Genomic DNA, 19,379 nt, shown 5'->3' on the forward strand with positions numbered 1-19,379 from the left:
CAAATTTTTGAAATTGCACAAAGATAGAAAATTCACTGTAATTTTTAGCTATCTTGTCGAATGGTTCATTGGTACAAAATTGAACATGCCGATTTTCTTAAAAATCAGGGCATCAGCGAACATAAATTTGGTGGAAAAATTATTTGTATTACCTGGTACGAAGACCAACTCTATGCTTTCTCGCCTAAATGTCCACATGCTGGGGCACCATTGAAAAATGGCTGGTGTGAACGTGGCAAAGTAATCTGTCCTTTTCATCGCCATGAATTCGATCTGGTGTCGGGAAGAGGTAATCCCGAACAGCATGATTTTATTCGCGTTTACCCCATAAAATTCGAAAACAACGATTATTATGTTGGCTTGGAATTAGGCTTCTGGGAGCGTTTATTTGCTTAAAAAGTAACGAAAGTATCATATCTCACCGCGTGAATCGTATATCTCGTTAGTAAATAAGTATATTTGCTGTCGAAAACAAATTAAAGACATGCAGGGGAAAAAGATTGGTATAATTGGTAGCGGAAGTTGGGCTACTGCTATGATCAAGATGCTATGTGAAAATGACCAAGACAAGCATATTTTTTGGTGGGTAAGAAAGGAAGAGGATGCAGAATATATTCAAAAATTCAAACATAACCCGACTTACCTGAGCAGTGTTTCGGTTGATCTTAGTATTACGACGATTGATACCGATGCTAAAAATGTAATTACTAATTCAGATATTGTCATTTTAAATACGCCTGCGGCCTATTTGAAGGATGCACTGGCCAATGTGACGAAGGAAGATTTTAGAAATAAAATTGTTGTTTCAGCCATCAAGGGGATTATTCCCAAAGATAATTTGATTATCGGTGAGTTTTTGGAGCAACGCTATGAGGTCGATATTGAACAGATCTGTGTGGTTGGTGGTCCCTGCCATGCGGAGGAAGTTGCCTTAGGCAAATTGTCGTATTTAACTTTCGGCTGTAAGAACCTGGATAGTGCAGCATTGGTTGCTTCCTTTCTGTCGTCAAGGGTTATCAAGACGATTCTTTCGGAAGATGTACTCGGAATAGAATTTGGTGCAGTAATGAAAAACATCTATGCGTTAGCTGGAGGTATCTGTCACGGCTTAGGTTACGGTGATAATTTTCAGGCTGTGCTGGTCTCCAATGCAATTCGCGAAATGCGTCGTTTTGTAGGTAAAGTAGATGGTGATACGTCAAGGGATGTGAATACTTCGGCTTATTTAGGGGATCTTTTGGTAACAGCCTATTCCCAATTTAGCCGAAATAGAACCTTTGGTAATATGATCGGAAAGGGCTACAGTGTACAATCTGCGCAGTTGGAAATGAATATGGTGGCTGAAGGGTATTACGCATCGGCATGTATTCAAGAGTATGCGAAAAAATATGCGGTGGAATTGCCAATATGCGATGCCGTGCATCAAATTTTGTATGAACACCTCCCTGCATCTAAAATTATTCAAGCATTGAGCGAAAAATTAACATAATAAAGTAGCAATAGAGTAGATGATAACAAAAGAAGCGATTGCTTTAGCTTATAAAGAAATTCAGGACGAAATATGTCAGGCGCTGGAGAAATTAGACGGATCGGCACGCTTTGAAGAAGAATTGTGGGAGCGTGAAGGCGGCGGTGGCGGTCGCACCAGGATCATTCAAAATGGTCAAATTTTTGAAAAAGGAGGCGTTAACTTTTCGTCTGTGTATGGCAAATTACCTGAAGCGATCAAAAAGTCATTTGCGGTGGAAGAAGATGATTTTTTTGCGACAGGAGTTTCCATTGTAATCCATCCAAACAATCCCTTCGTACCTATTATACACATGAATATCCGCTATTTTGAACTGAACGATCAGATTCGTTGGTTTGGCGGCGGTATTGATTTAACTCCGCATTATATCGATGAAGAGGATGCGCGTTATTTTCATCAGCAGCTGAAAGATGTCTGTGATAGACATGATTCTACCTACTATGAAAAGTTTAAAAATTGGGCGGATGATTATTTTTATATCAGACATCGCCAGGAAACACGTGGCATAGGAGGTGTATTTTACGATAAGTTGAATACTGAAAAAACGGGGGTGAGCATGGAAGATATTTTTGCTTTTTCCTGTGACCTTGGACGCACGTTTGCACCAACCTACACTGCATTGGTGGAGAAAAATCGACATAAAACCTTTACAGATCAACAGAAAAATTGGCAATTGATCCGTCGCGGACGCTATGTCGAATTTAACCTCGTATGGGATTCGGGGACTAAATTTGGACTTGAAACGAATGGTCGGATTGAGTCCATATTGATGAGTCTACCAGCCCAAGCCAATTGGGTATATGACTATCGTCCTGAAGAAGGCTCCGAAGAAGCCAAAACCTTATCTTTATTGCGAAAAGGTATTAACTGGATTTAAAAACATCGAAGAAAAAATAGATGGTTTCTTATCAAAAATTTACGTTGGAAAACGGCCTACGTGTATTGGTACACGAGGATCATAATACAGCCATGGCCTGCGTCAATATCTTGTACGATGTGGGAGCAAGGGATGAATCGCCGGAACAGACCGGATTTGCGCACTTATTTGAACACCTGATGTTTGGTGGAAGTATCAATATTCCTAATTTCGATACCGAATTACAAAAAGTGGGTGGCGAGAATAATGCATTCACCAGCAACGATATTACAAATTATTACATCACTTTACCCTCTTCAAATCTAGAAACGGCATTGTGGTTGGAGTCGGACCGGATGTTAAGTTTGGCTTTTTCCGAACAAAGCCTCGAAGTGCAGCGGAATGTCGTGAGTGAAGAATTCAAACAGCGTTATTTGAATCAGCCTTATGGTGACGCTTGGCTAAAATTACGTCCATTAGCCTATCAGGTACATCCGTATCGTTGGGCAACCATCGGAAAAGAACTGAGCCATATTGAAGAGGCTACAATGGAAGATGTTAAAGCATTTTTCAAATTACATTATAATCCGCAGAGTGCAATTATGGTTGTTTCTGGAGATGTTCATTTTGAGGAAGTAAAAGCTTTGACTGAAAAATGGTTTGGCGATATCGAGGCGGGCGAAAAATACAATCGCCAATTGCCTAAAGAACCCGCGCAAGATAAGATTAGGCGTGAAACGACTTGGGCAGAGGTGCCTTTGGATGCGCTTTATATGGCATTTCATGGCCCTGCTCGATTGGAAGAGGGGTATTTTGCAATGGATCTTCTGTCGGACATTTTATCGAGGGGCTCTTCTTCACGTTTGTATCGTCGATTGGTAAAAGAGGGGCAGTTATTTAGTGAAATAAATGCTTATGTGATGGGAAGTATCGACAATAACCTCTTTGTTATTGAAGGAAAACCATCGGAAGGCATCTCGCTAGAGGAAGCTGAACGTGCGGTGTGGGCAGAATTGGAGGTCATAAAATCCGAGTTAGTACCTGCAGCTGAATTGGAAAAAGTAAAGAATAAGATCGAATCGACCAATGTTTTTGCAGAACTATCTATTTTGGATAAAGCCATGAACTTGGCTTTCCATGAGTTGCTGGGTGATGCAAACGGCATCAACACAGAGGTCTCAAAATATTTGTCGGTGAGTGCTGAGGAAGTTCAACAGCAAGCTCAGGTTATTTTTAGACCGGAGAATGCTTCTATATTAATGTATAAATCAAAACAAGAGGAGGCTGTACATGTTGGATAGAACAAAAGCACCCGAGTTCCGTGAAATTGGAAATATAAGTTTGAAAGAACCAATCAAGAAGCAGTTTGCAAACGGATTGCCTGTCTATGTATTCCAGTCGCCCGAGCAGGAGCTGGTACGGATAGAATGGATCTTTGAGAATACCTATCTTGACGGTGCGGCTGAAAATCCGTTGTTAAATAGTACTTTAAGTGCATTGCTTAAGGAGGGGACAAAGACCATGTCGAGTGCAGAGATTGCAGATAAAGTGGATTTCTACGGAGCATTTCTTGTTCCTGAATATTCTTTTGACGTAACGTCTCTGTCGCTTTATACATTGAATAGACATAGTCAAGTACTCTTGCCGCTTGTAAAAGATATTCTGACGGAAGCATCGATTCCGCAACAGGAGTTAGATACCTATTTGCGTAATAACAAGCAAAAGTTTCAAGTTTCTATTCAGAAAAATGATTATCTGGCGAGACGCAAATTTTACAATTTGATCTTTGGTGAGAACAATCGTTATGGGCGTACACCAAAACTAACAGATTACGATGCAATTACGCGTGCGCAGCTGATCGAATTGTACCGTAGGGAAATTGTTCCTACCAATTGTACATTAATTGTTTCAGGTAATGTTTCTGAAGAGCTTTTGCAGGAGTTGGAGCAAATCTTCGGTGTCGATTGGCAAGGAGCAGCTGCTGTATCTCCTTCGGAAGTCCCAGTTTTGGTGCAAGGTTCAAATAACCTGGCTTATGAGGAAAAAGATAATGCCTTGCAGTCTGCCATTCGGTTAGGCTGTCAGACAATCGGAAGGGAACATCCCGATTATCCGGCATTACAATTTGTCAACACATTATTAGGTGGTTTTTTCGGTTCCCGCCTAATGCGCAATATCCGAGAAGAAAAAGGGTATACCTATAGCATTGGTTCGGCTGTTGCTACCTTGAAACATACTGGTTTTATGACCATTGTAACTGAAGTTGGGGTAGATGTAACACAGGCCACGTTGACTGAAATAGAAAAGGAGATCAATTTGTTGAAAACAACTTTGGCCTCCGAGGATGAGGTCAATCTTGTGAAGACCTATATGGAAGGTTCTATGTTGGGTTCGTTGGAAAGTATCTTTTCGCATGCCGACAAGTTCAAAAGTGTTTTGTTAAATGGGATGACATTGAACTATTATTCTTATTATATGGAACAGATCAGAAATATGTCGCCCGAGAAGGTGCAGCATCTTGCCAATAAATACTTGGACTACGATGCCATGGTGAAGGTTGTTATTGGGAAAATCAGTCAAGTAGAACCAGTTCATCAAGCGGTTGTAAATTAAATTTCTTAGACTACAAAAATCGAATACTACTTTGTATTTTTGGTTTTTGATAAAAAAGTGTATTATCCAGCATGGAATTAAAATTAAAAAGACCATTGGTATTTTTCGATTTGGAAACTACAGGTGTTAATGTAGCGACCGATCGTATTGTGGAAGTATCATTTCTGAAAGTGATGCCCAGTGGTGAAGAAACAGTCTATACAAAGAAGATCAATCCAGAAGTGCCTATCCCTGGGGAATCCTCTTTTTTTCACGGCATTTATGATGAAGATGTGAAGGATGCTCCTAATTTTAAAGCAATCGCAGTGGAACTTGCGGCTTTTATTGCCGATGGAGATCTCGCGGGCTATAATTCCAATAAATTCGATGTCCCAATGCTTATGGAAGAGTTTTTACGGGCAGGTGTTGATTTTTCATTGGAGGGTAGAGCATTTGTGGATGTTCAAAATATCTTCCATCAGATGGAACAACGTACGCTGAAAGCTGCATACAAGTTTTATTGCAACGAAGATCTTGAAAATGCGCATACAGCGGAAGCGGATGTTCGTGCCACATATGAGGTCTTGAAAGCGCAGCTGACAAAATATGAAGGCGCTGCATTCGAAGATAAACATGGGACAGTATCTTATCCTGTCGTAAACGATGTTGAGGCGCTACATACGTTTACCAACCTAAGTAAACCTGTAGATTTTGCCGGACGGCTCGTCTATAATGCGGAGGGATTGGAAACGATCAATTTTGGTAAACATAAAGGAAGACCTGTTATAGAAGTATTTGAGCAAGAGCCCAGTTACTACGCTTGGATGCAGAATGGTGATTTTCCATTGTATACCAAGAAGGTCTTGGAGAATATCTGGAATCGGTATAAAAAGGAAAAGAGTGAGCAAAAGGCAAAAGCAGCTGCAGCCACCCATTCTGTAGAAGATAAAAAACTTGCGAAAAAGGAATTCAATCAACAAAAAGAAGAAGCGCCGCAGAACATTTCTTTGGATATGTTGAAAGGATTGCAAGATAAATTTAAAAAATAACGTTAATTAATAGCTTAGAAAAAGGATTATGGAATTCAAACAAGAAGTGGAACATGTACAGTGTTTGATTATTGGTTCGGGACCAGCAGGTTATACTGCCGCGATTTATGCAGCCCGTGCGGATATGAAACCAGTCGTTTATACCGGTATTGTGCCAGGGGGACAGTTGACTCAAACAACTGAGGTGGACAATTTCCCTGGTTATCCAAAAGGTATCACTGGACCAGTGATGATGGAAGATTTGCGTGAGCAAGCTGAACGTTTCGGAACTTCAGTGCGTTTTGGATATGTGACTAAAGTGGATTTTACAGGTGAGGTACACCGTGTTGAGATCGATGGAACGGTACAAGTTACCGCAGATACTGTGATTATTGCGACAGGAGCCACAGCAAAATGGTTAGGCTTGGAATCTGAACAAAAATACAATGGTTTTGGTGTTTCAGCATGTGCTGTATGTGATGGGTTCTTCTTTAAAAACCAAGAGGTTGCTATTGTAGGTGCTGGGGATACAGCGGCAGAAGAAGCAACGTATCTTGCAAAATTATGCTCAAAAGTACATATGTTGGTTCGCCGTGACGAGTTTCGTGCTTCTAAAGCAATGGTACATCGCGTTATGAATACACCAAATATCGAAGTTCACTACAATTCTGAGGCAAAAGAAGTCCTAGGAGATGGTCAGGTGGTGACCGGAATACGTGTTGTAAACAATAAAGACCAGTCTGAAAATGATATCGAAGTAACAGGTTTCTTCGTTGCTATTGGGCATAAGCCTAATACCGAGCTTTTCACAGGTGTATTGGATATGGATGAAACAGGTTATTTAATTACAAAACCAGATAGTACTGCAACAAATATCCCGGGTGTTTTTGCTTGTGGTGATGTTCAGGATAACATCTTCCGTCAGGCAATCACTGCTGCAGGTACAGGTTGTATGGCAGCTTTGGAAGCTGAAAGATACTTAGCAGCTAAGGAAAGCGGCGAATAATCGCATGGAAATAATAAAAACGGGGCATTGTACAATGCCCCGTTTTTATTTACCTTCTTCCATTTCAAAAACACTATCGATTTTCCAATTTGCCTTATCTTTGGATGCTGCGACAGCTAAACGATCACAGCGCTCATTTAACGGATGCCCAGCATGGCCTTTTACCCATACAAGGCGTACGGTATGGAGCTTATAGGCGCTCATTAAGCGCAACCAAAGATCTTTGTTCTTTTTTCCCGCAAAACCTTTTTGTATCCAAACATATACCCATTTCTTATCAATGGCGTCAATGACGTATTTGGAGTCAGAATACACGGTAACATGTTGTTGTAGATTTTTCAGTGCCTCGAGGCCGACGATCACAGCCATCAATTCCATCCTGTTGTTAGTCGTTTTGCGGTAACCGCCCGAAAACTCTTTTTCGATCAGTTTACCTTTAAAGGCTTCATTATCGCCTGTATAAATAGTTCTTAAGATGGTTCCGTAACCTCCAGGGCCCGGATTTCCACTTGAAGCCCCATCTGTATATAATTCGATCATACCGGCCAAATATACATGAAGTTTTTGTAAGCACATACAAACAGGTAAAAATGATCAAGACTAGTCCATATTTTGATGCTCGAAGTAGAAGAATTTTAACACTGCGACATGTTCAATCAATTCAACGATAGGGCATAGTGCTACAAGCATCAAAATTCATAGGTATTTAAGACTGACTTTATAGGTGTTTAAAAGGGACTTTACACGGCTTTATCCGAATGAGGTCCGAATGAGGTCCCTATAAAGTCCCTATGAGGTCCGTTTAAATAATAGGAATATTCCCTGCGTGTTTTTAGTTTGAGCGAGAGAAAATACAATGTTAGATTTCAATTGCTCTCCAACGTAATTTATCCCTTACATAGTTGGATTGTGCTGATTTATGTGTATTTTGCCCGCTTAAACTGTTATGTAATCGATAAAATAGCTTATGAAGTTTCGAAAGAGTTCTCTTTTTGTTCTTTTGGCGTCCGCGTGCTTAAACGTTTCAGCGCAGAACAATGTATCACCGCAAAAAATGGATTGGTTTGAGGATGCCAAACTGGGTATTTTTATTCACTGGGGGATTTATTCTGTCGATGGAATATCAGAATCTTGGTCATTCTTCAATAATTACATCAACCATGACAATTATATCAAGCAACTGAATGGTTTTACAGCAAAGGATTATAGACCGAAGGAATGGGCCAAATTGATCAAAGAAGCCGGTGCGAAATACACGGTGATTACGACCAAACACCATGACGGGATCTCGATGTGGAATACGAAGGCTGATAAAGCGATCACGACATTACAAGACGCAGCTGCCAAACAGGATGTAATCACACCATTTGTGAAAGCCATACAAGAAGAAGGCTTGCATACTGGACTGTATTATTCTTTGCCCGATTGGAGCCATCCTTATTACGATGTTTTTACGCGCAATCGAAAACGTTATGAATTGAAAAGTGAGCCTTCTCGTTGGGATAATTATGTAAAATATTACCAGAAGCAATTGACTGAGCTATCCGAACAGTATAAGCCCGAATTACTTTGGTTTGACGGGGATTGGGAGCATAGTGCCGAGGAGTGGAAAGCTAAAGAGACCTTGAATCTTTTGCGGAAGTATAATCCGAATATTATTATAAACTCGCGATTGAATCATCATGGAGATTACGATACACCTGAGCAAGGGATTCCAGTAACCCGGCCTGATGCTAAATTTTGGGAACTCTGTTATACCATGAATGATTCTTGGGGCTATCAACCCTTTGATAAAAAGTACAAATCACCGAATATGATCATTCGAACGTTGGTAGATTGTATTTCCATGGGTGGAAACCTATTGTTGGATATCGGTCCAAAGGCAGATGGAACGATCCCTGAGGAACAATTAAATATTTTGAAACAGCTGGGGCGATGGACACATAAGCATGCAGCTGCGATCTACGGTACAAGAGCCGGTATTCCTTTTGTGAACTACGGCGGGAAATCTGCTTTATCAAAGGACGGAAAGACACTTTACCTGTATGTATACGAACAGAAACCCGAATTGCAGCTCAGAGGTTTGGTCAATCATACAGCCATTAAAGAAGTCTCAGTTGTTGGTGATGCATCCGCGAAAGTGAACGTTAAGTCTGAAAACGGAACCGTTCAAGTCGATTTGACGAAAGTAAACTTTGATCAGGATGTGACTGTGATTGCACTAACCTTTGCGGAGGTGCTTCGTTGGACTGCACCGCAAGATACTGAAGTTACGTTGAAATCTGTACTGGATAATAAGTTGACAGGTCGTGCTTTAGGTCAGATCGCTTCAACACTGCATGCCGGAAAAAATATCTTTGATAATTCCGGATTGACCGTGGATGGCTTAGAGACCAAATTGCCAAGTAATAATGCGACTAATCCAACGGTATTAAAGTGGATTAAGGATCATGCCGAAGCACTTTATGAGACTGGAAAAGGCTTACCTGAAGGACATTATGAAGGACTAAGCGCGCTCTCTAAAGATCGCCAGACATTGTATCTGTTTGTCGAGGGAAAACCTACGGGTCCTATTGCACTAAAAGGTGTTAAAAATGGAGTCGCCAGGATCCGCGTGGTCGGTGAGGGCTCCATGATAAATCATGAGATTTTCAATAAGCTTTATTGGAGTAGCATCCCGGGTATTATCTACATTCAGGCACCAGCAGAGCGCTTGGATAAAAATATGACAGTTATTGCTGTTTTGTTGGATGCGCCAATACAACTATATCGCGAGAAAGTGGGCGCTATCGAAAATAACCTTTAAGAGGTCGAATAGCAATTAGCGTCGAAAAAAGCCTGGGATAACAAAATATCCTGGGCTTTTTTGCGAGATATAAACTATGCTGATTTATTAATTCTGATCCATTTTCTTTCGGTATTCGGTGCATTTTCTCCTGAATTGTGGCGCAAAAGCATTTTTTATTATAACTTAGGCCTATGAATCCAATCAAAGCTGTTTTGATCCCAATTTTTGTTCTTCTTTGTGTTTGTTGTTCTTCCGGTGACGGAAGTAAATCCGAGCGATTGCGGGCAGATTCGTTAGTGAATGAAGTGGTCAACGGAAGGTTAGCTCTAGCAACATTAGCAGAGTCAAATGAATTTATGTATTTCAATGATAAATACTTTCATGAACCGGCGGATTTAAAGGTCATTCCGAAATTTGATAAGGTACAGATTCAAGTTGTTACTTATCGGATTTATCAGCATGTCAAATTAAAAAATAATCGCTATGTGTTCAACGTGCAGAAAGCCAGTGAACTGCATATACCAAATAGCGCTTTTGTGTATTACCAACGTTCTTTTGATGATATGAACCGTAAGGCAGCCTTGAGTAAAGATTCGATCCGACTCGAGCTGCCGGATAATTATGCATCTTTGTTGATAAATGAATGATCTAGATCAGGCCTACAGACATGATGAAGGTCATATCAAAAGTCAATCTTAACTATACAATGGTGCAACAAATAGATTTAAGATGGAAAAGAAAAATATCGTTGTATTGACGGGGGCCGGTATTTCGGCTGAAAGCGGTATACCTACCTTTAGGGATGCCAATGGATTGTGGGAAGGACATGACGTCATGGAAGTTGCTTCCATTGAAGGTTGGCATAAAAATCCAGCCTTGGTGCAGGAGTTTTATAATCTGAGACGGAAAGCCGCTTTGGTCGCACAGGCAAATGCGGCTCATCATGCGCTGGTAAAATTGGAATCAGCATACCGGGTGAGTATTGTGACGCAGAATGTAGATCTACTACATGAACAGGCAGGTTCATCCCATATCGTTCATTTGCACGGACGCCTGGATCAGTCGAAGTCATCTGTCGATGACCGTTTGGTGTATCCCATTGTTGGTGATGAGATCAAAATGGGTGATCTTTGTGAGAAGGGTAGTCAGCTGAGGCCAAATATAGTCTGGTTTGGAGAGGCTGTGCCGGCCATTGAGGAAGCGATAAGCCTGGTTTCGAAGGCCGATATTTTGATTATTGTGGGGACCTCCCTACAGGTTTATCCCGCTGCGGGACTTAAAGAATTTGCGCCTAGTCACTGTAAATCGTTTTTAATTGACAAAAAGATTCCTCATGACAACGCTTTACGTAATATACAGTGTATTGAAGAATCGGCGACCATAGCTGTTCCTGAACTGGTAGAACAATTACTTAATTAAATGTTATATAGTCGTTTATAAAATAAGGGTTTATGAAGAAAATAATAGGGCTTCTTTGCATGTCCGTTGCTTTTGTTGCATGTCAAAATAATTCAGCGATCAAAGTAAATACGAGTTCAAATGATCAGCCTTTAACCTTGGATAGCGTTCAGGCCAAGCATCTGCTCAGTTTGCCACTGCATTGCATCGAAGTGGAATATCCCAATAAGCTGGGACAGGTACTCGGTAGTGATGGTGATCTAAAAGCACCGCGTACATTGCATCCAATTTTTTACGGTTGTTTTGACTGGCATTCTTCTGTACACGGGTATTGGTCAATTGTGCATATTTTGAAGGAATTTCCAAATTTGGATAGCTCAGGTGAAATTCGACGCCAATTGAACCGAAATATTACAGCAGAAAATGTGGCTGTTGAATTAGATTTCTTTCAAGATAAGAACAATAAGAACTTTGAGCGTACGTATGGCTGGGCTTGGTTGTTGCAGCTGCAGAAGGAATTATTAACTTGGGAAGATGCCGATGCAAAACGCTGGGCATCGAATCTTGAACCGTTGGTGAAACATGTGGTAAAATCGTATCAGGAATATTTGCCCAAATTGGTCTATCCGATCAGGACAGGCTATCATGATAATTCGGCCTTTGGCCTTTCGCTGTCCCTGGACTATGCAAGAAGCACGGGAAATGTGACGTTTGAAAAATCATTAATGACGAATGCTTCTCGTTTATACAGTCAGGATAAGAGCTGCAACATTTCTTTTGAGCCAAGTGGAAGCGATTTTCTTTCTCCTTGTCTTGAAGAAGCCCTTTGTATGAGTATGGTGCTGCAACAGGAGGATTACCGTAAATGGTTAAAGGATTTTATGCCAGATCTGTTTAATCCCGATTTCAATTTAGAACCAGGAATCGTGAAAGATCGAACCGACGGACATTTGGTCCATCTGGATGGACTTAATTTTAGTCGCGCCAACTGTTTAAACGGTATCGCCAAAGCGCTGCCTGAATTAAGTTATTTGCATAGGTTGGCGAATAAACATTTAAAGTATTCTTTGCCCAATATTACAACCAAGGATGATTACATGGGGTCACATTGGTTAGGTACTTTTGCACTCTATGCACTATCAAAGCATTGATTCGGGGAGATTATCTTCTCCCCATTTATCCATTAGGTTTAATATTTCCTCGAGCGAACGGCCGAGCTCGGTTAATTCATATTCTACCTTTGGGGGAACTTTCTGGTATACAATTCTATTAATCAGCTTGTCATGCTCCAGTTCCTTTAATTTGGCGATCAGCATACGTTCAGATATTCCCACGAGTCTTTTCCGCAACTCACTATAGCGGAGTTTACCTTCATTTAGCAAATAGGAAAGGATATTGATTTTCCATCTGCCACCTATGGTGGCCAAGGTAAATGCAATACCACAACGGTCTTTCCAGTATAGCTCATTAATGTGATTGGTTGAATTCTCTTTTCGCGGGTTCATACAAACTTTTTTGTTGGTATCATACAATCTTGTATGTACTGTTATTCCTGCAAATTAATAAAGAAATTTGTAGGAAAACAAAAAGTATAACATGGAAACGATTAAATCAGTCGCTCATTGGTTGAGCTATGCGTACTACCTTTATGTATTTGGATATGCATCATTATTCAAAGTTTTTCAAAAGAGCGCCATGATGCAAAGCATGCAGTCCCTGTGTTTTAATAAGACTTGGACGATCATTATCGGAATAGGGGAACTAATGGGGGTAGTATTGCTCTTAATAGGTTTGTATAACCCGCAATTTAAGAATGCTGCAGTGCTGCTGTTGTTTCCATTTGCGGTTGCTGCGTTTACGGCACATATGGCGCATCAAGAGTATCATCATTTCTACAACTCCTTGCTGATGTGTGTACTTAGTATTGTGCTGTTGGCCACAGACAAAACCTTTAAAATTATACTTTAAATCCTGCGTCAGCTTTAGCATGATCATTAGAAAATTAGGATTATTTTATAGCTTAATTTTCTAATGATCCTATGTTTATCCGGAAGCAAGTGGTGCTGGAGATGCAAGAGGGAAAATAATGTGATAGACTACAATTATAAGCGGTATGGCAAGCCGGTCGATAGCCGAAAATATAGGAGCGACTTGATCGGTTGTAAATCGTGATTTGTGCTAATTTAACTCTGTTGATTTATGCTGGGATATTTTGTTTTTCTACCGTTTTATTGCGTTGTTATTGGTATAAGTAAAGTTTTCGCGCTGTTTTTTTTAGATATACATTTTTTAGCAAGTTAGAAAAAGACTATAAAATTCAAGATTTGTGCTACTCTGCACGATCAAACTTATAATACATTTGATCTATCAATCCCATAGGGATGTTACATGCTATGTATAGGTATTTAAGACAACTTTTAATGGTTTTGTCCATTGTTTTTTTCTGTCTGTTTTTTACAGGTAAAATAAACAAGGATGTCTTTTCACATACTGCCTATAAAAACACCTCAAAAACGGCAATAACTTCTTCACAATCCCATTTCGATTTTTATGTCGGATCGATCGAAGAATGCTCGTTCGAATGGCGTTATGATCAACATTTAGCATATGCCGTTCGGCTCTGTACCTTGGGACTGATTCTACCAATTTTCTTGCTATTTGCGGATAAGAAGTCATGGCATAGTTTTTATGAACTCCAAAATAAATATCTATCGAACAGGCTGCCAGACAGGTGTATCCTATACCATTCCTTTAAAATTTTCGGTTAAATCCCTTTTCCTTTTCGTGAATATCATCGGTTGGGTCGACAGACGGCTATAAAACCGATTTAATAAATCATTGCTTGAAGAAAGCGGCTTAATCAGCTGCTTTGCTATTAAATCATTTATATGAACACAACACTTTACGCATTAGCTATTACAGCTATTACGATCAGTTTTTTTCATACTGCATCGGGCCCAGATCATTATCTGCCATTTATTGTATTGTCCAAATCGAAAAAATGGTCGTTGGGGAAAACCATATTATGGACCATTATATGTGGGCTTGGGCATGTTTTCAGTTCGGTCATACTGGGGATTATTGGCGTTTATCTTGGATGGCAGCTCAATAAGATCAGCTGGTTGCAGGACGTGCGCGGCAATGTTTCGAGTTGGGCACTATTTATTTTTGGACTTGGATATTTGATTTACGGGATCTGGAAAATGTCAAAGAAGCATTCTCATAAGCATTTTGATGTGATGGGTGATGAGGTGTATGTGCATGAACACACGCATGGGAAAAGCACATCAGGGCATCATCACCATCATCAAAAAACGAAGGTAACGCCTTTGGTATTATTTGCAATTTTCGTCATGGGACCATCGGAACCATTGATTCCACTTTTATTTTTTTCAGGTGCTCACCGCTCAATGCCAGAGGTGATTACACTGATTAGCACCTTTACCATCACAACAGTGGCAACCATGGTTGGGATGGTCTTGTTGGGAATTTATGGTTATAATTTGCTCAACACCGAAAAACTTGATCGATATGTACACGCTATTAGTGGTGCTGTCCTCTCAATTTGCGGTGCGGGGATGTTATTTCTGGGATGGTAATTTTTTAAATAGGATATGAACAAACATCAAATCACCTTTTTTATAAGCCTAATGGCTACTACACACAGTTATGCCCAGCAACATGTAATTCAGGGAACTGTGAAAGATAAGGATAGTAAACAGAGATTAGAAGAAGTCAATATACGTTACCAACGTGGAATAAAACATAGTCATACAGCATCGAATGGTACTTTTTCCGTACAGCCGGGAATATTTCCGGATACTTTATTGTTGAGCCGGATTGGCTATCTCGATCAGGTATACATCCTAAAAGAAGCGAAGTCTCCGATTGAAATCGAGATGCAAAAAAATGAAGTGCAGTTGAGTCAAATTCAGGTGGATGCATTCAATAGCAGTAAAACATTGAGCAAAGTTGATTTAAGTAAGATTCCGGTTAATTCGGCGCAAGATCTGTTACGAAAAGTTCCTGGGCTCTTTATAGCACAGCATGCCGGTGGTGGAAAGGCTGAGCAAATATTTTTGCGTGGATTTGATAATGATCACGGTACAGATATTGCCATTACTGCAGATGGCATTCCCGTTAATATGGTCTCTCATGCGCACGGTCAAGGATACGCAGATCTCCATTTTATTATTCCAGAAACGGTAAAAGACATTGATTTTGGCAAGGGTGCTTATTATGCAGACAAAGGCGATTTGAACACATCGGGTTATGTTAATTTTACGACCTTGGATCATTTGGATCATAATCTTTTTAAGGTTGAAGGCGGTTCTTTTGATTCCTGGCGTACCGTGGCCATGCTTAATCTGCTGAATAACCATGAGCAGAATAAATATGCCTATGCCGCAGGAGAGTTCAATTATTCGAATGGTCCTTTTGACATCAAGCAAAATTTTAGTCGTGTCAATCTATTTGCGAAATATAATCAGTGGATCGATGAGAAACATTATATCAATCTCCAGGGGTCCATATTCAGTTCGGGTTGGAATGCATCGGGTCAGATTCCGGAGCGGGCTGTTCGTCAGGGACTGATTAGCCGTTGGGGTTCGATTGATTCTACAGAAGGCGGGAATACATCCCGCATGAATTTGGCGATGCAATACCGTGCGCTGATCAGTGATCAAGAAAGCTGGGAAAGCAATGTTTACTTCTCGCGCTATAAATTTCAGTTGTTTTCGGATTTTACTTTCTTTCTGAAAGACCCCATTCATGGCGATGAAATAGAGCAGGTTGATAATCGATACTTGTACGGTATCGAAAACAAATACAATCGCCAATTTCATTTTGATCATAGTCAGTTTTCTTGGACATCGGGGTTTGGGCTCCGAGTGGATGATATCAAAGATCTTCAACTGAACCATGTCTATCAGCGCGACGAATTATTGGATCGGCTTTCGCATATTTCGGGTGTAGAAATGAATCTTCATGCCTATAGCAATCTGGATTGGCGTATTGGAAAATGGACGATTAATCATGCATTACGTGTCGATCACTTGATTTTCAACTTGCATGATAAGCTGAAAAGTGATCCTGCAGGGCAAGAGGCTTCTGCAACAAGAATCAGCCCAAAGCTGAACTTTGGATATACGTTCAATCATAGCGCCCAAATCTATTTGAAAACGGGTATGGGATTTCATTCCAACGATATCAGGGTGGTGATGGAACAACAGGGAAAAGATATTATGCCCATTTCCTTTGGTGCAGATCTTGGCTTGATCTGGAAGCCAACTGATAACCTTTTTATTCAGCCTGCTTTATGGGGGTTATACCTGCAGCAAGAATTTGTGTACGACGGGGATGAAGCTGTTGTAGAGCCTTCAGGCAAAACGAAACGTCTGGGGGCTGATTTGAGTCTACGCTATCAAGCTACTCCATGGTTATATTTTGATGGCGACATCAATTATGCGTACGCGCGGGCAATTGACCAACCTAAAGGCGAAAACTATATCCCGCTGGTACCTTCTTTAACAAGTACAGGGGGAGTATCTGTGAAGCTACCGCTCGGCATTTCGGCCAATTTGCGCTATCGTTATATGAATACAAAACCAGCGAAAGAAGATAATTCGGTACGTGCTAAAGGTTATTTGGTCAACGATCTCCTGCTTAACTATGGCGTGGGAAAATGGAATTTTTTGTTGCAGGCCCAAAACTTATTTGACACCAAATGGAATGAAGCACAGTTTGAGACAGAGACTCGATTAAGAAATGAACAACAGCCCGTTTCTGAATTGCATTTCACCCCTGGAACACCTTTTATGGTAAAAGCTGGCCTGAGCTATAAATTCTAAAGACTGGGTAAAGTGGTCGCCTTAAAATTTTCCTTTGTATCTTTAATAGGAATTATAAGTCCTTATAAATGATGTATTATGGAAAAGAGTAAGTTACTTCGAATGGATAATATGGGTATCGTGGTGGAGTCGTTGGACAACGCGATTTCGTTTTTTTCAGAACTTGGTTTACATTTGGAGGGAAGGGCACAGATTAAAGGGGAATGGTCAGGTCGAATAACAGGTCTCGGTGCTCAGCATGTGGAGATCGCCATGATGGTGACACCAGATGGGCATAGCCGATTGGAGCTTTCAAGATTTATTGATCCAGCGATAATTGCAGATCATAGAAACGCTCCGGTCAATGCCTTGGGCTATTTGCGGGCAATGTTTACCGTTGAAGATATCGATGATGTGCTGCGGCGACTCATTGACAATCATGGAGCTGTGCTGGTCGGGGAGGTGGTACAATATGAAAATGCGTATCGTCTCTGTTATCTAAGTTGAGTAGAGGGATTATTGATTGGTTTAGCACAACCGCTGTAAGGTAATTGATATGAACTGGTAAAAGACAGCTATAGGAATAATTACAAGGCAAGTGATAGGAATTGAATCTTTGTACGAAAAAAGAAAATTTAAGAAATTTCTATGTTTTACAAAATAAATAGGAAACTAAGACGTTATTGATACAAATACTTTTCATAAAATAGGTTAATATATGGCTAAGACCCTAGAGTTCCCCGCTCTAGGGCTTTTTTGTAATTATACGTCCGGGAATAACGAAATTTTGTACAATCTGTCTGGATCGCGTTCTTTCCTGATCAATAAAGCGAAATTTAGCTACTTGATGAAAGCCATGAGGAGGGCCTAAGAATCTATTTTTTAGATGCTGTTTTCAGCGATGAACTCGTCGTTATCACTGGTTTTGCAATTTTGCCCAAACTGGATATAAATTAGGCAATTTTTGAACATGTGGTCATTAGTATAATCACACATAAGACGAGTAATATAATAACAGATGTGGTGTAAAGCGTTCTTCTCATAATACTTTTTTTTACTTAGTAGTTTACAAAAGCCGTGCCTTTATTTTTAGAACTTGCAGTAAGTCTGGTTGTTGTAGCTTCGTGTCTACAAGGCGTCGATATGAATAAGGAAATGATATGTTTGAAAAGGCTTTTGCCGATGTCTTGTGCATCAATTGTGGAATTAATGGATCTGGTTCCTATTGTTCGTTTGAAACGATGTTTTTTTTGATAGTCTATAGACGATGAGAATACCCAAAAGCATTACAATTGTATAGGCAATAAACGCGATGTTTTCAGACTGATGTTCGCTACCCTTTGCAACACAACGCTGTCTGTTTGGTCACAGCGGCAGCGAAAGCAAACAACACCAGCGAAGCCACGTAAAATAATATTACTTTTAGGTATATGGTTTCTCTTTTCATTTTCTAACTGTTTGGTAAACGTGAATTTACACTATTTTTGAAGAAATAGTGAAGGTTATCTGAAAGAGTGGTGTGCTTTTTGTTTATAGGGGAGAAAGATTAGAGAAATAATAATATGAAGTATCCTTATTTAGGAATTAGTATGGTATGTGCGGCCCTAACGAGCATGGCCAATTCAAAGGCTGTATTTGCCGGAGAGCAATTAGCTGTTCAACACATTGAATATGTGCAGGTAAATTCAGACTCATTGAAGGTTGAACAATTAGCAACAGCGCTGAGAAAGATGAAGCCTATCAGTTCGGCTGATTTTAAGGCAAAGTTCAAACCGGAAATCAATGGATTTAAGCTCACAGAGGTGACGGCTTTCGAGGATGCGGAGTCAGGATCTTACGCAACGGCAAACTATGTGAAGGGAGAGCAAAATATTTATTTGATGGTTACCGACGGAGCCGGTCCAGGTTCGGATCAGGTAAAGTTAAATTTGATGAACTATATCGACCTAAAATCAATTGAAGACCTAGGAACCAAAATGCAGGTTAAGCCTTACAAAGGTTGGCTGGCGTCTTTTGACTGGAGCATGTTTGAAAACGATGGTTTGACTAGCATTCAATATCTCGAATCAAATCGATTTGCAACTGTCTCTTCAGCAAATAATGTAGCAATTGAAGAATTAGAGAGTTTTTTGAATAGTTTTAGTCTATAAGAAAATTGGCACAGTCCCGGAACCTTTAATCAAAGCCGGGACTCAGTCCATCAAACCGATTTAATCCATTCCCCGACTGCTAATAGTCGTTAAATATCTATATCTTCCGAGCCTTTCTTTCCGTAATTTCCCAGATTATCCGCTCTATAGCTGCGCTTGTTGATGCAATATTTTATTGTTTATTGCTTATTTTTCTTATATTAGG

The 19,379-nt window shown here is 40.2% G+C and carries 18 protein-coding genes; 16 read left to right on the top strand and 2 right to left on the bottom strand.

All coding sequences use genetic code 11. From position 1 onward, the window contains the following. Window positions 1-60 precede the first annotated feature (60 nt). From B3297_RS19515 to trxB, 7 genes are all read left to right on the top strand, one after another. Complete coding sequence (locus B3297_RS19515; protein ID WP_070560851.1) at window positions 61-396, top strand: Rieske (2Fe-2S) protein; 336 nt, start codon at window positions 61-63, stop codon at window positions 394-396. Window positions 397-484: 88 nt separating this feature from the next. Continuing rightward, complete coding sequence (locus tag B3297_RS19520; protein ID WP_286779325.1) at window positions 485-1,489, top strand: NAD(P)H-dependent glycerol-3-phosphate dehydrogenase; 1,005 nt, start codon at window positions 485-487, stop codon at window positions 1,487-1,489. Window positions 1,490-1,508: 19 nt separating this feature from the next. Then, complete coding sequence (gene hemF / locus B3297_RS19525; protein WP_070560847.1) at window positions 1,509-2,405, top strand: oxygen-dependent coproporphyrinogen oxidase; 897 nt, start codon at window positions 1,509-1,511, stop codon at window positions 2,403-2,405. 20 nt (window positions 2,406-2,425) lie between these two features. After that, window positions 2,426-3,685, top strand: a complete 1,260-nt coding sequence (locus tag B3297_RS19530) for a M16 family metallopeptidase (RefSeq protein ID WP_115048529.1) — start codon at window positions 2,426-2,428, stop codon at window positions 3,683-3,685. After that, a complete protein-coding gene (locus B3297_RS19535; RefSeq protein WP_070560844.1) occupies window positions 3,675-4,997 on the top strand; it encodes a M16 family metallopeptidase in 1,323 nt (440 codons plus the stop codon). The genes B3297_RS19530 and B3297_RS19535 overlap by 11 nt, the downstream gene beginning before the upstream one ends. A gap of 71 nt (window positions 4,998-5,068) precedes the next feature. After that, window positions 5,069-6,025: a 3'-5' exonuclease gene (locus tag B3297_RS19540; RefSeq protein ID WP_286779326.1), complete on the top strand. Its 957-nt coding sequence runs from the start codon at window positions 5,069-5,071 to the stop codon at window positions 6,023-6,025. Between the two features lie 28 nt (window positions 6,026-6,053). Next, window positions 6,054-7,010, top strand: a complete 957-nt coding sequence (gene trxB / locus B3297_RS19545) for a thioredoxin-disulfide reductase (RefSeq protein WP_070560840.1) — start codon at window positions 6,054-6,056, stop codon at window positions 7,008-7,010. A 45-nt stretch (window positions 7,011-7,055) separates the two neighbouring features. Here trxB and B3297_RS19550 read toward each other — a convergent pair whose 3' ends face one another. After that, window positions 7,056-7,550, bottom strand: a complete 495-nt coding sequence (locus B3297_RS19550; protein ID WP_070560900.1) for a ribonuclease H family protein — start codon at window positions 7,548-7,550, stop codon at window positions 7,056-7,058. Window positions 7,551-7,977: 427 nt separating this feature from the next. Here B3297_RS19550 and B3297_RS19555 point away from each other — a divergent pair, with 427 nt between their 5' ends. From B3297_RS19555 to B3297_RS19570, 4 genes are all read left to right on the top strand, one after another. Then, on the top strand, window positions 7,978-9,816 hold the full coding sequence (locus B3297_RS19555; RefSeq protein ID WP_286779327.1) for an alpha-L-fucosidase: 1,839 nt from the start codon (window positions 7,978-7,980) through the stop codon (window positions 9,814-9,816). Window positions 9,817-9,989: 173 nt separating this feature from the next. Then, a complete protein-coding gene (locus B3297_RS19560) occupies window positions 9,990-10,445 on the top strand; it encodes a hypothetical protein (RefSeq protein WP_070560836.1) in 456 nt (151 codons plus the stop codon). A gap of 82 nt (window positions 10,446-10,527) precedes the next feature. Next, a complete protein-coding gene (locus B3297_RS19565) occupies window positions 10,528-11,217 on the top strand; it encodes an SIR2 family NAD-dependent protein deacylase (protein ID WP_070560834.1) in 690 nt (229 codons plus the stop codon). A 32-nt stretch (window positions 11,218-11,249) separates the two neighbouring features. Then, window positions 11,250-12,347 (top strand): DUF2891 domain-containing protein, encoded by a 1,098-nt coding sequence (locus tag B3297_RS19570; RefSeq protein WP_070560832.1) that lies wholly within the window; start codon window positions 11,250-11,252, stop codon window positions 12,345-12,347. Here B3297_RS19570 and B3297_RS19575 read toward each other — a convergent pair. After that, window positions 12,336-12,701 (bottom strand): winged helix-turn-helix transcriptional regulator, encoded by a 366-nt coding sequence (locus B3297_RS19575; protein ID WP_286779328.1) that lies wholly within the window; start codon window positions 12,699-12,701, stop codon window positions 12,336-12,338. The two genes, B3297_RS19570 and B3297_RS19575, sit on opposite strands and share 12 nt — an antisense overlap. Window positions 12,702-12,792: 91 nt before the next feature. On the opposite strand from B3297_RS19575, the gene B3297_RS19580 reads away from it, so the two are divergent. The 5 genes from B3297_RS19580 (at window position 12,793) to B3297_RS19600 (ending at window position 19,174) form a co-directional block, all read left to right on the top strand. Beyond that, a complete protein-coding gene (locus tag B3297_RS19580) occupies window positions 12,793-13,164 on the top strand; it encodes a DoxX family protein (protein ID WP_286779329.1) in 372 nt (123 codons plus the stop codon). 920 nt (window positions 13,165-14,084) lie between these two features. Next, complete coding sequence (locus tag B3297_RS19585) at window positions 14,085-14,795, top strand: membrane protein (protein ID WP_046676263.1); 711 nt, start codon at window positions 14,085-14,087, stop codon at window positions 14,793-14,795. A 15-nt stretch (window positions 14,796-14,810) separates the two neighbouring features. Then, entirely contained in the window at window positions 14,811-17,045 is a 2,235-nt protein-coding gene (locus B3297_RS19590; protein ID WP_286779330.1) for a TonB-dependent receptor, read from the top strand. A gap of 78 nt (window positions 17,046-17,123) precedes the next feature. Continuing rightward, complete coding sequence (locus B3297_RS19595) at window positions 17,124-17,531, top strand: VOC family protein (RefSeq protein WP_286779331.1); 408 nt, start codon at window positions 17,124-17,126, stop codon at window positions 17,529-17,531. Between the two features lie 1,055 nt (window positions 17,532-18,586). Then, window positions 18,587-19,174, top strand: coding sequence for a hypothetical protein (locus B3297_RS19600; RefSeq protein WP_286779332.1), 588 nt, complete (start codon window positions 18,587-18,589; stop codon window positions 19,172-19,174). The last annotated feature ends 205 nt before the right edge of the window (window positions 19,175-19,379 follow it).

Source organism: Sphingobacterium sp. UBA3519 (assembly GCF_002377215.1).
In the GTDB taxonomy this organism is placed as follows: Bacteria; Bacteroidota; Bacteroidia; order Sphingobacteriales; family Sphingobacteriaceae; genus Sphingobacterium; species Sphingobacterium multivorum.